Origin of the sequence: Phytopseudomonas argentinensis, assembly GCF_900113905.1 — a bacterium.
Lineage (GTDB): Bacteria > Pseudomonadota > Gammaproteobacteria > Pseudomonadales > Pseudomonadaceae > Aquipseudomonas > Aquipseudomonas argentinensis.
Map to the genome: position 1 here is coordinate 132,569 of NZ_FORC01000001.1, position 15,417 is coordinate 147,985.

Genomic DNA, 15,417 nt, shown 5'->3' on the forward strand with positions numbered 1-15,417 from the left:
TCGAAAAATTTACGCTCGCCAGTGGCAAGCGCTGGAAATCTGACACCTTGGATGGCGGCCCATCCCGAGCGGTCACATATTACGGATCAAGTGCTCGATTCGACCACCCAGTCGCGTCGGTAAATTTTCCTGCACATCGGTCATCGCCCGGGCAATGGCGCTCCTTATACCATCCGGCCCGGCGCTGCCGTGACTCTTCACCACGATGCCCTGCAGGCCGAGAAAACTCGCCCCATTGTGCCGCGCCGGCGCCAGCTCGCCGCGCAGGCGACGCAGCAGCGGCAAGGCCAGCAGCCCGGCGACGCGCCCCAGCAAAGAGCCGCGAAACAGCGCCTCGAGCCGCGCCACTATCATGGTCACCAACCCCTCGCTGGCCTTGAGCAGCGCATTGCCGACAAAACCGTCGCACACCAGCACGTCGGCCTCGCCGCCATACAGCCCATCGCCCTCGACGAAACCGACATAGTTGAGGCCTTCGACGCCCTCGAGCAATCCGGCGGCCTGCTTGACCTGCTGGTTGCCCTTGGTCTCTTCACTGCCCACGTTCAGCAAACCGACGCGCGGCGCCTTGATGCCCTGCACCTCGGCCGCCACCGCTCCCATGATCGCGAACTGGCACAGCTGCTCGGCCGTGCAATCGACATTGGCGCCCAGGTCCAGCAGCAGGCATACGCCCTTGCGACTGGGAATAGCGGCGATCATCGCAGGCCGGTCGATACCCGGCAGGGTTTTCAACACATGCCGCGACAGCGCCATCAGCGCACCGGTATTGCCCGCGCTTACACAGGCGTGAGCGCGCCCGTCGCGTACCGCTTCGAGCGCCACGCGCATGGATGAATCCGGCTTGCCACGCAGGGCCTGACCGGGGCGCTCGCCCATCTCGACAATTTCCGCAGCATGCTCGACGCGCAGGCGCGAGCGATCGACACCGGGGATACCAGCGAGCAATTCTTCAATCAGAGGGGCTTGGCCGACGAGGACCAGGTGCAGCGAGGGGAATTCGGCCAGACAGGCGACGCTGGCTGGAACAATGCAGTGGGGACCGAAGTCCCCACCCATTGCATCAATCGCGATGATCGGAGCGGACAAGATTTACTCGTCAGCGCCCTTGTCGATCACTTTGCGACCACGGTAAACGCCTTCCGGCGATACGTGGTGGCGCAGGTGAACTTCACCGGTGCTCTTCTCAACGGACAGAGCGTTACCCTCGAGCGCGTCATGCGAACGACGCATGTCACGGGCGGAACGGGATTTTTTGTTCTGCTGAACAGCCATACTAGTTAACTCCTAAACGTTTGGGTCACGCTTTAACTGTGCCAATACACTGAACGGGTTGGACCGCGTCACCTCGTCCTCGCTCGATTCGGGCTCATCAAGGCCCGCCGGCTGCTGGCAATCTTTCGGGTCATGCATTGGCACGATGGGCAAGGCGAGCAACAGCTCATCCTCGATCAAGGCCAACAGATCCAGAGGATCTTCACCCATTTCCAGTACGTCATAGCCTTGCGGCACGGACTGGGTATTCGCGCCTTCCCTCACCACAGCGTAATCACATTCGCTGCGGATCGGTAAGGTGACCTGATCCAGACACCGCTGGCAAACCATCTTGACTTCGACCTCAAGCTGGCTGTGGATGACCACAGCATGGCGCTCGTCACGCTCGAAGCTCAGCTTCGCGCGCACGTTGCCGCCATTATCGGCGAGAGGGTCGCAGAGCCTCGACAAATCAGCTAACGGCAATTCACCTTGAAGGGTGGCGCCGCGGTCAGCGAGTTTGCGTGGATCAACGTGAGGTGGAATCGGGCCATTTGACATAGGCGCCGCATTCTATGGATGCAACCGGGCGCTGTCAAAGGAAATTCCGCCTGTCCAGGCCCTTTGTCGACGACTAGAATCGGCGGCTCGTTCCGCACGAGGTCAATGCCCATGCTGCCCCTGGTTCTCGCTTCCAGTTCCCCCTACCGCCGCGAGCTGCTAAGCCGTCTGCGCCGGCCCTTCGAATGGGCCGCGCCAAGTATCGACGAATCGCGCCGAGACGGCGAGTCCGCCGAACAACTGGTACGCCGCCTGGCCCGGGAAAAGGCGCAGGCACTGGCCGGCCGGTTCGACGCGCACCTGATCATCGGCTCGGACCAGGTCGCCGTGCTCGACGGGCAGGTGCTCGGCAAACCCCACGATTTCGAACGCGCCCATGCCCAACTCAGCGCCGCCAGCGGCAAAAGCGTGACCTTTCTCACCGGCCTGGCATTGCTCGACAGCAGAAGCGGCGACTGCCAGGTCGACTGCGTTCCTTATACCGTGCATTTTCGCGCGCTCGATGCCGAGCAGATCACCCGCTACCTACAGGCAGAAGAGCCCTATGACTGCGCCGGCAGCTTCAAGGCCGAGGGCCTTGGCATCAGCCTGTTCCGCCGCACCGAAGGCAGTGACGTCAACAGCCTGATCGGCCTGCCGCTGATTCGCCTGGTGGAGATGCTCGATGGCGTTGGGGTGAAGGTGCCTTGAGCCCAGGGAGATGATTGATGGGTTGCACCCATCCTACGACCTACAAGCTACAAACCCTCTATCATATATTTGTGGGAGCTGGCCATGCCCGCCAATCGGGCGCATGGCGCCCTGCCACATGTGATAGTTCAGTAGGATGGGTGCAAACCCATCAAGCAAAATATGACGGCTGTACCGCTAAGGCACATCACCAACCAACCGCTCCCACAACCCGCTACGCCGCTCGACTCGCCGCCCAATGGCCGACTCGAAGATGCCGGCGCGGCTTTCGATCAGGCTGAAGCAGTCACGGGCGCGGGTGATGCCGGTGTACACCAACTCCTTGGTCAGCACCGGGTTGAGGGTGTCCGGCAGCACCAGGGCGCAATGGGCGAATTCCGAGCCCTGGGATTTGTGCACGGTCATGGCGAACACGGTTTCCACGGCGCCCAGGCGGCTGGGCAGGATCGAGCGCAGGCCGCCGGAGCCATCGTTGCGCGGAAATACCACGCGCAGCGCCGAGCGCAACGGGCCGCCCGGCTCCAGCGCGGGTTCCGGCAGGCGCAGGGCGATACCGATATCGCCATTCATCAGGCCCAGGCCGTAGTCATTGCGCGTCACCAACACCGGGCGACCTTCGTACCAGCCATGCTCCTGCTCGATCAGCCCGCGCTGCAACAGAGCATGGGCGATGCGCCCGTTAAGCGCCTCGACACCCCAGGGCCCCTTGCGCACCGCGCACAGCAGTTGAAAACGGTCGAACGTCGCCAGCACGGCGGCGGCCCAGCTGTTCCAGCGCTCCTCGCCATCGTGCAAACCTGGCCGCTGCTCACGCAGAACGCTCAGGTAATCGGCATAGCCCACCGGGCGCTCTTCACCACCGGGCAAACCGTCGAGCAGCAGGCGTTCGAAGGCGCGGTCCTGTTCACCGGCCAGGCGCAGCTGGTGCAGGTCCGCGCCCCCGGCGGCCAACACCTCACGGGCCTCCAGCGCCGCGCCACGATTTACCGCCAGGGCCAGCCGGCCGATGCCGGAACCACCGGCGAAGCGCCGCGAATGGCGGAGCATGACGATATGCTGGGACAGCGCCTGCTCGCCCCGCTGCAGCCCTGCTCCCTCGATGCCCTCGCCAGTCTGCTGCGCCAGCCACTCGCGGGTGGCCTCGCTGTAGCCGCCGGCTTCGGCATCTCGGCACAGGTCCCCTAGCACCGCGCCGGCCTCCACCGAGGCCAGCTGATCTTTGTCGCCCAGCAGGATCAGCCTCGCATGCATCGGCAGCGCGTCGAGGAGATTGGCCATCATTTCCAGGTCGATCATCGAGGCTTCGTCGACCACCAGCACATCCAGCGGCAGCGGGTTGGCCCCATGGTGGCGGAAGTGTCGGCTGTCCGGCCGACTGCCGAGCAGGCGATGCAGGGTGGTGACTGTCTTGGGAATCTGCTCGCGCACCCTGTCGCTTACCGGCAGGCTCGCCACCTGGGCGCCGATGGATTCGGTCAGCCGTGCGGCAGCCTTGCCGGTGGGCGCGGCCAGGCTCAGGCGCAACGGCGCGCCGTTATCCAGCGCCGCGGCCTGCAGCAGCGCCAGCAGCCGTACCACGGTGGTGGTCTTGCCGGTGCCAGGGCCGCCGGTGATCAGGGTGAAGCGCCCGCGCGCGGCGATGGCGCAGGCCAGCTTTTGCCAGTCGGTCAGGCGCGTGCCATCGAGCTGCAGCGGCTCGGGAAACAGCACGGCCAGGCGCTGAGCGAGATCGGCCGGCGCAGCGCCCCCCTGCAAGCGCTCGCCGATATCCTCGGCAACGCTGCGCTCGTACTCCCAGTAACGACGCAGGTACAGGCAGGTGCCGCGCAGTACCAGCGGCGCGACCTCATCCTCGGCATCCTGCAGCAAGGCGCTGCTGGCACAGGCCGCCAGCCAGGCATCGACGCCCAGGCCGGCGAGCACCTCGGACGGCAGCAGGCTGACGCCATCGGCGTCCTCGCCTTCCGGCGGCAGCGACAGCGTCGAATCCGGGTCGGCCAGGGTGGTTTGCAGGTCGAGGCACACATGGCCCTGGCCCAATTGATGGCTGGCCAGCGCCGCCGCCAGCAGCAGCAGCGGTGATGCCTGGGGGTCGAGGTCAGCGAAAAAATGCGCCAGGGTACGATCCAGCTCACGCAGCCAGCCGCGCTCGCTCCAGGCCGCCAGCAGCTCGAACAGCGCGTCGCGATTTTCCAGCATCGGCGTCATGAAAGCGCCTCCATCGGCTCGCCGAGAAACAGTGCGTCCAGCCTTTCGATCAGCGCCCGCTGCGGTCGCGCCAGGTACTGGCCCGCACCCGGTGCACGCAGGAACAGGTACAGCGCGCCGCCCATATGGGTGTCGTAGTCGTAATCGGCCAGGCGCAGGCGCAGGTGGCGATGCAGGGCCAGCACGTAGAGCACGTACTGCAGGTCGTAGCGGTGGCTGGCCACGGCGGCGCTCATGGCCTCGAAGGTATAGGCCTGCTCGTCGGCACCCAGCCAGTTGGACTTGTAGTCGACCACATAGTAACGGCCCTCATGCTCGAACACCAGGTCGATAAAGCCCTTGAACATGCCATTCAAGGTATCCGGGCTCAGTTGCGGTCGCGCCACGCCCGGCATCTCGAAATGCTGCACCAGGGCATCCAGGCGCAGCACGTCGACGCGGGTGGCCTCGAACCAGAATTCCAGCTCTGCCTGGTATTCGCCAATGCTCGCCAGGCTCACCGACTGGCCATTGCCCAGCGCCATGGGCTGCACCAGCAGGCCCTGCAGCCACAGCCACAGCGGCTCGATCCAGACTTGCAGGCCGCGCCGCTGGCAACGTCGCGCCAGGTGCTCGCGCAGTACGTCCGGTGCCGCGGCCATGGCCGCGAAGCCTTCGGCGGCAGCGATTTCCAGCAGGCCGTGGAGGAAGGTGCCGGGGTTCGGCCCACGTGGAAAGCGGTGCAGGCCCTGGGCAGAAGGCGGGATCTGCTCCAGCGCCAGGGCCGGATTCTCGTCGTCGCCGGCAATCTGCACGGTCGAGCTGTCCGGGGCCAGGTCGTCATGGCGGTCGACCGGGTGGTGCTCCACCGTGATGGCCTCGCCCTCCTCCATGCGCAGGGCACTGTAGGAGGCAATCCACCAGTGCTCGGCGGCGCGGCGCAGTGGTGTACGCCAATGGGGCTCGAAGGCATCGGCATCCTGGGCGCGGTACGTCTGGTCGCAGGCTTCGGGCACCGGCAAGGCCACGCAGCGCGGTGGATCGGCCAACGGGCTGAGCCAGTCGATCAGTTGTGCGCTTTGCGCCAGTGGCTGCCCGCCACCGAGCAGATAACCCAGGGCGCACTGGTGCAGGCGCGAAGTCTTGGCGGTACCGATCTTCAGGTCGGCGATGCCCAGCCAGCAGGCATGCTGGGCGCGGGTCAGCGCCACATAGAGCAGGCGCAGGTCTTCGCCGAGACGCTCCTGCTCGGCTTTCTCCAGGCTGGCCTCGTCGGGCTTGAGCAGCAGGCGGCGGCGCTCGCCGTCGTGTACCTGCACCGGTTGCTTGTCGTCCAGCGCGCGGAAGGCACAGATAAAGGGCAGGAACACCAGCGGGTATTCCAGGCCCTTGGATTTGTGGATGGTCACCACGCGCACCAGGGCGTCGTCGCTTTCCAGGCGCAGCACCTGCTCCTCGGCGGCCTGGCCACGCCCGGCCAGGCACTCACCCAGGTGGCGGATCAGCGCCAGCTCGCCGTCCAGCTCGGCGGCGGCCAGCTGCAGCAACTCGGCCAGGTGCAAGAGGTTGGTCAGCACCCGCTCACCGTCCGGGCGGCTCATCAGCCGTTGTGGCAGGCCGAAATCCTGCAGCAGCTGGCGCAGCATCGGCAGCACGCCCTGGCGCTGCCAGCGCTGGCGATAGCCACGAAACTGCATGACCCGTGCCTCCCAGAAGCGCTCGTCGAGGTTCAGTTGCTCCAGCTCGGTGAGGCTCAGAGCCAGGGTCGAGCTGGCCAGCGCCGCGCGCAGCGGGCGATCCTGATCGGGCTCGGCGCAGGCGCGCAACCACAGCAGCAGGTCATGGGCTTCCACGGTGGCGAACACCGAGTCCTTGTCGGACAGGTACACGCTGCGCACGCCGCGGGCTGCCAGCTCGCCTCGAATCGCCTGGGCTTCCTTGAAATCGCGCACCAGCACGGCGATATCGCTGGGCCGCAGGGGCGTCAGCGTGCCCTGTTTGAGAAAGCCGGCGCGCTGCTGTTGGCCAAGCACCAGCAGGCGAACGATCTCGCCCGCTGCGCTGGCGGCCAGGGCGTCCAGATAACGGCCCTTGGCAAGTGCCTCGTCACTGGCCAGGTGCCAGAGATTGAGTGCCGGCTGCGCCTGACCCTCGACCGTCCAGACTTCCTTGCGACCCTGGGCGCCGACCGCGATGAACGGCAGGTCGTCACGCAGCAGAAAGGCGCCCTGCCCGCCTTCCCGGGCCTCGGCCAGCCCGAACAGCCCGTTGACCGCCGCGACCATGGACTCGCTGGAGCGGAAGTTGGTGTCCAGGTTGTAGTGCCGCCCGGCGGTGGCCCGGCGGGCGCGCAGGTAGGTGTGAATGTCCGCGCCGCGGAACGAATAGATGGCCTGCTTGGGGTCGCCGATCATGAACAGCCCGCAGTCGTCGCGATTCGCCTCGACCTGGTAGAGCGTGTCGAAAATACGGTACTGCAGCGGATCGGTGTCCTGGAATTCGTCGATCAAGGCTACCGGGAACTGCTGGCGGATCACCTCGGCCAGGCGCGGGCCGCTGTCGCCCTGCAGGGCGTCGTCCAGACGGCTGAGCATGTCATCGAAGCCCATCTCGGCGCGCTGGCGTTTCTCGCGGTCGAAGCGCTGGCGAATCCACGCGGAGGCATGGCGCAGCGCGGCATCGTTCGGTGCAGGCAGCGCATCGAGTTCAGCCTTGAGCGTGGCCATGGCCTCCAGCGCCGGGTGCGCGGGCGGCGCGCCGACTTTCCAGGCTTCGGCCAGGCCGTCCGGGGTCAGGCGGGTAAAACCGGTGCCGATATCCAGCACTTCGTCATCGCCATGGGCCCAGGCGCGCAGCTTGTCGAGCCAGGGCTTGTAGTAGCGTGCCTGCAACTTGCGGGCATCGACCTGTTTCTCGGCCGCGGCCCCGTCGAGCAGGCCCTGCAGGGCGTCGGCCCAGGCGGCCCAGGGCTGTTTGAGGGCGCTCAGCGCACGCTGACGATCCTGCAGGGTGGCGTCGAGCAGATCACCCAGGGACTGGGCGGCGCTATCATCGCTCTCGCCGAGCAGCGGACGGATGCGCTGGCCCAGTTCGTCCGGCGCGCTCCAGTTCTCCGCCACCCACTCCAGAGCGAGGCCCTGCAGCGGGTAGCAATGCTGGCGCCAGTAGTCGCGCACCACTTCGGCGAGCAGTTCGCTGTGGTCGGTTTCCAGGGTCTGGCTGAACAGGCTGCCACTGTCGAAGGCATGCTCGCGCAGCATGCGCTGGCACCAGCCGTGGATGGTCGACACTGCCGCCTCGTCCATCCACTGCGCGGCCAGTTCCAGCCGGCGCGCGCACTCGGGCCATTCGGTCGAGGCGAAGTCGCCCTTGAGGGTGGCCAGCAAGGCGTCGCCTTCTGCATCACCACGAAACACCGTGGCCGCCTCGACCAGGCGCGCGCGGATGCGATCCCGCAGCTCACGGGTGGCTGCATCGGTAAAGGTCACGACGAGGATCTGCGGCGGCAGCAGCGGCTCGCGAAAGGCCGCTTCGCCGCCGTGACGCAGGATCAGGCGCAGGTACAGCGCCGAGATGGTATAGGTCTTGCCGGTACCGGCGCTGGCCTCGATCAGGCGGCTGCCGTGCAGCGGAAAGCTGAGCGCCAGGGGGCGTGTGGGCTGGCTCATGGCTGGTCGTCCTTCAGCTCGGTGATCTCGGCAGCGAGCAACGACCCGTAGAGCACGGCGCCCCACTGGGCGAACTGGCCGTCGCGCAGCAGCGCGTCGAAATCCGGGTACTGGCGCGCCAGGCTGGCGCTCTGCTGCACTTCGCCGGTCACCAGATGGCCGCCCTCGTAGACCTTGCGCGCAGCGTCCAGCCCCTGCTCCTCATCCGCGCCCTTGTCGAGCTGGGCGAACCACGCCGCGACCGTTCGGATCGCCACCGGCAGCGGCGCCTGCATGCCTGCCGCGAAGGCCTCCAGCCAGTGACGCAGAACCTGCTCGCCGTCGGCCTGCGGCAGCGGTGCGAAGGCCAGGCGCACGTCCTCGGCGACCAGCAGGGTGGTCAGCGGATGACCGCAGGCGGCAGCTACCACATGGCTGACCCAGGGCCTTAGCAGGCGGTGCCACTTGTAGGAGCGGTCCTTGCGCTTCAGCCCGCCGGGTTGCAATTCCAGCCGCGCCAGGGCGCCGTCGGCAACACGTAGCTCGCCCAGCCAGTCCTCCAGCGCCAAATCGGCATGGGCGAAGCTCAGGCGGATCGGCGACGCCAGGCGCTCAGGCCAGGCTTGCAGCAGGGCCTGATAGCCGCGCAATTGCTCCGGCAGCGGTTCGAGCAACTGCGCGCGCAGGCGCTCACCGAAGCCCGCCACCGGCAGCAGGCCACTGCGCTGGATACGCTGCGCCGCCCGTGTCAGCGCCGCGTCGACATCCTGATCGTCCTGAAGCGCCAGGGCGGCGGCCTGCAGCAATTGCTGCTGGATCTGATGGCGCTGCAGGCCATCCAGGGCGAAGGGTTCGGCATCCAGCTCGGCCTGCTCGGCTTCGTCCAGGTGCACCTTGAGACGCCCGGTGAAGAACTGCTTGACCGGATCACGCAGGAAACGCTGCAGGGTTTCCAGGCTCAGCGCGTCATCCGCCAGGTAAGCGCCCAGTGGCTGCTCGCCGGCCTGGGCCAGCGGCGCGCGGTGGGAGGCGGCCCATTCGTGCACGTAACTGAACAGCGGCCCTTGGCCGGAAAAATAGCGACGGCTGAAGGGTTGCAGCGGATGCTCGGTGGTCAGGGCGTGGAGCAGGTCACCGCCATCTGCCAGGCGCCAGGCGCTGGCCAGGTGGTCGCGCAGCTGACCGACCAGCACCGATGGCGGCCGCTCGGTGTTGTCGCGGATGCTGCGCCCCACCCAGCTGATATACAGGCGCTCGCGCACCGCCAGCAGCGCTTCGAGCAGCAGATAGCGGTCGTCCTCACGGCGCGAGCGGTCGCCGGGGCGGTAGTCGCCGCCCATCAGGTCGAAGTCCAGCGGCGCCTGGCTACGCGGGTAATCACCATCGTTCATGCCCAGCAGGCACAGGTGGCGGAACGGGATGGCGCGCATCGGCATCAGCGTGCAGACGTTCACCGCCCCCGCCAGAAAGCGCTGGCTGAGGCCGCCCTGGTCGAGCCCGCCCAGCCAGGCCTCACGCACCACGGCCAGCGGCAGCGCCTCTTCCAGGCTGGCTGCCTCGCAGAGTTCCAGCCAGCCCTCCAGGGCGTCCTGGGCCTGGTTGCGCAACACCTCGTCGCGCTCGTCCGTGGGCAGGAAGAAGTCCTCCAGCAGGGCCCGCAGGCGCTCGCCCCAGGTCACTGGCAGCAGCGTTTCGGCCAGGCTTTCGCAGTGGCGCTCCAGGGCGTCAAGCAAACGCGTCAACGGGCCGATCAGCGCGGCGTCCAGGCCGCCGATCTCGTCATAGGGCTCGATGCCCGCCCGCGCGCCGACACCACCCACCACATAGCCAAGCAGCATGCGGCGCAGGCCGAAGCGCCAGCTGTTCTGCTCCAGCCCGGCGCCCAGGCCGAGACCTTCGCGCTGGTCGGCATCCAGCCCCCAGCGCACGCCGGCGCCTTCCAGCCAGCGGCGCAGCAGCGGCAACTGATCGTCGGCGATGGCGAAGCGCGCGCGCAGCGCGGCCACGTCCAGCAGGTCGAGAATCTCGCTGACGCTGAAGCGGCTGTCGGGCAGGCGCAGCAGGTGCTCCAGGGCGATCACCAGGGGCTCCTTGCCGCGCAGCCCCTGGTCCGCCAGGGTGAAGGGAATGAAACGCGCATCGTCGCTGGCGAACTGGCCGAACACCGCGCGGATATGGGCGGCGTAGGTGTTCACGTCCGGCACCATGACGATCACGTCGCGCGGGCGCAGGGTCGGGTCGGCGCTGAACGCCGCCAGCAGGTGGTCGTGCAACACCTCGACCTCGCGCTGGGCGCTGTGGGCGACGTGAAAGCGCAGGGAATGATCCTTGGCCGGGTCGACGGCCGGCCAGTGCGTGCGGCTCTCCTCGACCGGGCGCAGGTCGAGGATGTCGTTGTGCAGCTGGCCGAGCAGCGTGCCCTCGTCCATCGCGCTGAACAGGTCGATGCGCTCGAACTGCTCGCGGTAGCGCTGGGGTTCGTCGTACTGGTCGAGCAGGTTGATGTAGTCGCGGCCCTGCTTGCCCCAGGAGGCGAGCAGCGGCTGGCCATGCTGGTGCAGTTCTTCCGTATCGAACAGCCCCAACTGACCGACCTGCCCCGCCTGGCCGCCGGCCTTGCGCTTCTGCCGGCGATACTCGTGGCGCAGCAGGTCCTTGTCCTCGACGATATCGCCCCAGTGGTGCTGCGACGGGTTATGTACATAGAGCATCACCTGGCTGAAGCGCGCCATGGCCGCCAGGGCTTCGAGCAGCTGCGCCGGCAGCGAGGAAATGCCGAACACCGTGACCCGCCGCGGCAAGCCACGGGGCGGCGTATCCATTTCCGCCAGCCTGGCGACGAAGCGCGGGTGCACGCCGGCACGGCTCTGGGACAGATGCTCCTCGCCGACATCGGCCAGCAGCGTGCGCCACAGCAGCGGCTGCCACAGTGCGCTTTCATCGAGCGGCTTCACACCCCCGCGAGCGTTGCGCAATTGATCGTGCCCAGCAGCCCAATCCGCCAGCCAGTCGGCGCGGTATACCTGGTACTGGTCGAACAGGTCGGCCAGGCGCTCGGCCAACTGATGGCGCTTGCGCAGGTCGGCGTCGTCCGCAAGAAAGCGCCGCAGCGGCGCGAAACAGGGCGCGTCGAGCAGGCTGGGCAGCAGGCGCATCAGCCGCCAGGTCAGCGGCGCCTTGTCCAGCGGCGACTGCTGGGGAATCGCCGCGCTGCCCAGCACCGTGCGGTAGGCCTGCCAGAGAAAGCGCGCCGGCAGGCTGACATCGGTGGCCGCCGCAATGCCACAACCCTCCTGCTCGGCCAGCGCCAGCTTGAGCCACTGGGCGATGCCGTTGCTCTGCACCAGCAGCACCTCGTTCTCCAGCGGCCGCAGCGGGTACCGACGCATCCACTCCACCGCCAGGGCACGCAGCTCCTCGAGGCGGTTGCCATGGATAACGATCAGACCGGGGTTAAGCGCCGACATGCAGGGTTCCTGGGTGCGGAAGCAGACGGCGAATGATGACAGAGCACGGCGAGGCCGTGTGACGCGAATAGTCGATCACCTCGCCAGTCCGGCTCACGATTTGGCTGGCGACGCAGTGGTTGCGGGCAACTTGATCACACAGCTATCCGCGGCAACCAGTGGCTGGCCATCCCCCCGGGTCGGCAACATCCTGGCAATGGGCTTGCCCGAGCTGCGCTCGACCAGCGTCGAGTGAGCCTCGTTCCCAGCGAACAGTTGTTCCTCACCCCACTGCCGCATGGCCACCAGCAGCGGAAACAGCGACTCGCCCCGGGCGGTCAGCACGTAGTCCTGGTACGCAGAGCCGTCCGAGGCCGGTACAGCCTGGAGGATACCGGCCTGCTCCAGCGCCCGCAGACGATCGGCAAGGATGTTGCGAGCGATGCCCAGGCTGGCCTGGAAAGCGCCAAAGCGTCGCACGCCATCGAAGGCATCGCGGATGATCAGCAGGCACCAGCGGTCGCCCACCAGGTCGACCGCACGCGCCACCGGGCACGGAGAATCATCGTGGCGTTTGCGTCTGGCCATGTGAATGCGTCCTTCAAAACTCGCTGGCAGGAGATCCGGCAGTCGTCTGGTTGCACTTTAAAACGTCTTTGCTGCTGATTGAAGCGCGCTTATGCCCTGCGGTCCATTTGCGGTTAAAAACGCTACGGATGAACGCCACCAACCAGTCGGCAACGGATGTCTAGTTGCAAATTAAAACCTAAAACACTAGCCTTTCTGGTTTCAAAATAAAACCAGAAAGGAATACTCATATGCCTCTGCCTACCGCCGCGCCTGCCGCAGCAGCTGCCACGAGCCTGCCGAGTGCCTTGGTAATGCTGCTTGCCTGCGCTGCCGGGCTCAGCGTGGCCAACGTCTACTACGCACAGCCGCTGCTCGATGCAGTGGCCCGCGAGTTCGCGATCAGCCAGGCTGCCGTGGGTGGCGTCATAACCGCCACGCAGATCGGCTGTGCACTCGCTCTGCTGCTACTGGTGCCACTCGGCGATCGCGTGGAAAGGCGTCGCTTGATGATGGGGCAGTTGGCTGCGCTCATTGCAGCGCTTCTATGCGTCGCGGCGGCGCCAACACCTGCCCTGCTGCTAGCCGGCATGCTCGCAGTAGGACTGGTCGGTACGGCCATGACGCAGGGGCTGATCGCCTATGCGGCAGCGGCCGCCAGCGATAGCGAGCGCGGCCGGGTGGTCGGCACTACACAGGGCGGGGTGCTTGTCGGCCTGCTACTCGCTCGGGTAATGGCCGGCGGGGTGGCTGACCTGGCAGGCTGGCGCAGCGTCTACCTAACGTCGGCAGCGGTGATGGGGAGCCTGGCACTGGTTCTCTGGCGGTACCTGCCGGCTCAGCCGCTTTCCTCTGAAGCGCCTCGCTATGGCCAGCTGCTTCTATCGTTACTGACCCTCGTTGCCCGTCAACGCACGCTGCAAGTACGCGGCATGCTGGCACTGCTGATGTTCGCCGTGTTCAACGTGTTCTGGACGGCCATCGTGTTGCTCTTGAGCGCACCGCCGCACAATCTCTCGCAAACGGCCATCGGTGCACTAGGGCTTGTCGGCCTGGTTGGTGCTCTGGCGGCGGCCCGGGCCGGGCACTGGGCAGACAAAGGCCTGGGCCAACGTACCACTGGCTATGCCCTGCTGCTGTTGCTGGCCTCCTGGCTGCCGTTGTGGTTGGCCCCGGTATCGCTTGGCGCCCTGTTGCTGGGCATCCTGCTGCTGGATATGGCCGGCCAGGCCATTCACGTCACCAACCAGAGCCTGATCTTCGCCACCCAGCCGGCAGCACACTCGCGGCTGGTCAGCGGTTACATGCTCTTCTACGCCGTGGGCAGCGGCCTGGGTGCGATCAGCAGCACATCGGCCTATGCAGCATTTGGCTGGAATGGGGTATGCGTGCTGGGCGCATCGCTGAGCCTGGCCGGCCTCTGGTTCTGGAGGGCGATGCTCCGCCTGGCAGCGCACTGACCGGTGGCCGTCGGCATGATTGCGTACAGCTATCCCACATCCTTGCGCGTGGTGCGCTCGTTGCTGATCCGCGCGCGGCGGAAATTCCAGCCCAGAAACAGGCGCGAGGCCAGGTTGTCGCGGCTGTGTGGCTCACCATAGTGCAGCAGCACGGTGGAGCGCAGCGCCTTGGGGTCGCAGGGCTCGTTGGCGTGCAGCGAGCGGTAGCCCCAGAAGAAGTAGGCGTTGCCGGGCACGATCTTGATGGTGACCGGTTTCAGCCAACCGCGCTTGACCGCGAAGGTGACCAGCTTCTGGGTCAGGGTGTTCTGCATCAGCGCCTTTTCCAGGATGTTCACATACAGGTTGGAGCGGATGTTGCGCAGGTTCGGGAAGAAGATGAAGTCGCCGCAGTAGCGGCCCTCGCTGGGCGTGACCAGCGGGATCAGGGCGGTCAGTGCGGCGGCGTCGTAGTGGAAGTAATAGGACTCGCGCTTGCCCGTCAGCCCCTGCAGGCACCGCAAGGCGGGAAAGATCTCCGGCGAACGCGGCGCCTGGCCAATGCCGCCCTGGTAGACCTGGCGGAACAGATCCTTGACCTGGGGCGAAACGCTCATCTGCTCGAAAATGCTGCCCTTCACTGCCGCCTGCCCCTGCAGGGCGAAGTACTCGTGCTCGTGACGCTCGACTTCGTGGTGGACGTGGGCACGGGCGGCCTGCAGTTGCTCGTCGGTGAGAAATCCTTCGATAACGGCGTATCCCTGTTGCTCCATATCGTTGAGCAGGCGAGGTACCACCTGCGGATCGGCTTTGGCGAAGTCAGGCATCGGTGCGGCGTCCTTAGCTGAAGGCGGCGATTGGCACGGCATTATTGTTTTCGAACGGCCTGGAATTGATACAGGTTCTCACTTTGTAGCCGCTCGAATGCCGCGCCACCCGCTTTAGCGCGGGGTTTCTGACGAATGGGTACTGGCCAGAAGATGGCCAGCACCCATGGGTCAGGGCTGCTTCGCCGTCCAGCGTGTGCGTATTTCGCCGTTGTCCAGACCCTGGACCGAATTGCCGAAAGCGTCCTCGGCGTTCAGATCGGCGCCCTTCCTGGCCAGGTCATCGAGCATCTCCTTGCGCTTGAACAATGCCGCGTACATGGCTGCCGTCTGGCCACTGGCGTTGCGCTGATCAGGGCTGCAGTCGGCGTCGAGCAGGCGCCTGGCGATGCGCAGCTCGCCCTTGAAGATCGCCCCCATCAGCGCCGTGTTGCCACGCTGATCCTGAGCGCAGGCATCGGCGCCCGCCTCCAGCAAACGCTCCACCGCGTCGCGATGGCCGTGATAGGCGGCCAGGATCAGTGCGGTGTAGCCCTTTTCGTCCGCGGTATCGAGGTCGTAACCGGCGCCGATGAATTCGTCGAGCATCGCCACGTTGCCCTCACGGGCGGCCTGGAAGTAGTAATCGCGCAATTGCGCCTGGACGTGCTCGGCATCCGGCATCGGCGTGGCGGCCAGCAAAGGTGTCGCGGCACTCAGCGCCAGGGTGAAACAGAGGGTACGCAGCATGTGTCCTCCTGAGCGGCGTTGAGCCGCGCCTGGTCGCGACGTGCGGCTCGCGCGAGCCGCACGTCATGCA

Annotated in this window: 11 protein-coding genes; 2 read left to right on the forward strand and 9 right to left on the reverse strand. The window is 66.4% G+C overall.

Going from position 1 to position 15,417, the window contains the following annotated elements:
• Positions 1-72: 72 nt before the first annotated feature.
• The 3 genes from plsX to BM154_RS00550 are packed head-to-tail and all read right to left on the reverse strand — an operon-like array spanning position 73 to position 1,815.
• Positions 73-1,089 (reverse strand): phosphate acyltransferase PlsX, encoded by a 1,017-nt coding sequence (plsX, locus tag BM154_RS00540; protein WP_074879602.1) that lies wholly within the window; start codon positions 1,087-1,089, stop codon positions 73-75.
• Positions 1,090-1,092: 3 nt separating this feature from the next.
• Complete coding sequence (gene rpmF, locus BM154_RS00545; protein WP_025167420.1) at positions 1,093-1,275, reverse strand: 50S ribosomal protein L32; 183 nt, start codon at positions 1,273-1,275, stop codon at positions 1,093-1,095.
• A 12-nt stretch (positions 1,276-1,287) separates the two neighbouring features.
• Positions 1,288-1,815 carry a YceD family protein gene (locus tag BM154_RS00550; RefSeq protein WP_074879605.1) on the reverse strand — a complete coding sequence of 176 codons (528 nt, stop codon included), beginning with the start codon at positions 1,813-1,815 and terminating at the stop codon, positions 1,288-1,290.
• A 111-nt stretch (positions 1,816-1,926) separates the two neighbouring features.
• Here BM154_RS00550 and BM154_RS00555 point away from each other — a divergent pair, with 111 nt between their 5' ends.
• Complete coding sequence (locus tag BM154_RS00555; RefSeq protein WP_074879608.1) at positions 1,927-2,505, forward strand: Maf family protein; 579 nt, start codon at positions 1,927-1,929, stop codon at positions 2,503-2,505.
• A gap of 177 nt (positions 2,506-2,682) precedes the next feature.
• Here the strand turns inward: BM154_RS00555 and recD are convergent, their stop codons facing one another.
• From recD to BM154_RS00575, 4 genes are all read right to left on the reverse strand, one after another.
• Entirely contained in the window at positions 2,683-4,713 is a 2,031-nt protein-coding gene (gene recD / locus BM154_RS00560; protein ID WP_074879612.1) for an exodeoxyribonuclease V subunit alpha, read from the reverse strand.
• The gene (gene recB / locus BM154_RS00565) at positions 4,710-8,360 is read right to left on the reverse strand and encodes an exodeoxyribonuclease V subunit beta (protein ID WP_074879615.1); all 3,651 of its coding nucleotides are present in this window, start codon (positions 8,358-8,360) and stop codon (positions 4,710-4,712) included. Before recB ends, recD begins: the two co-directional genes overlap by 4 nt.
• Complete coding sequence (gene recC, locus BM154_RS00570) at positions 8,357-11,806, reverse strand: exodeoxyribonuclease V subunit gamma (RefSeq protein ID WP_074879618.1); 3,450 nt, start codon at positions 11,804-11,806, stop codon at positions 8,357-8,359. The genes recB and recC overlap by 4 nt, the downstream gene beginning before the upstream one ends.
• A gap of 93 nt (positions 11,807-11,899) precedes the next feature.
• On the reverse strand, positions 11,900-12,373 hold the full coding sequence (locus BM154_RS00575; protein WP_074879621.1) for a winged helix-turn-helix transcriptional regulator: 474 nt from the start codon (positions 12,371-12,373) through the stop codon (positions 11,900-11,902).
• A gap of 230 nt (positions 12,374-12,603) precedes the next feature.
• Here BM154_RS00575 and BM154_RS00580 point away from each other — a divergent pair, with 230 nt between their 5' ends.
• Positions 12,604-13,812 (forward strand): MFS transporter, encoded by a 1,209-nt coding sequence (locus BM154_RS00580; RefSeq protein WP_074879625.1) that lies wholly within the window; start codon positions 12,604-12,606, stop codon positions 13,810-13,812.
• 29 nt (positions 13,813-13,841) lie between these two features.
• Here BM154_RS00580 and BM154_RS00585 read toward each other — a convergent pair whose 3' ends face one another.
• Together BM154_RS00585 and BM154_RS00590 are read right to left on the reverse strand one after the other, a co-directional pair.
• Entirely contained in the window at positions 13,842-14,618 is a 777-nt protein-coding gene (locus tag BM154_RS00585) for a hypothetical protein (protein ID WP_074879628.1), read from the reverse strand.
• A gap of 171 nt (positions 14,619-14,789) precedes the next feature.
• Positions 14,790-15,347, reverse strand: a complete 558-nt coding sequence (locus tag BM154_RS00590) for an ankyrin repeat domain-containing protein (protein WP_083414412.1) — start codon at positions 15,345-15,347, stop codon at positions 14,790-14,792.
• Between the last annotated feature and the right edge of the window lie 70 nt (positions 15,348-15,417).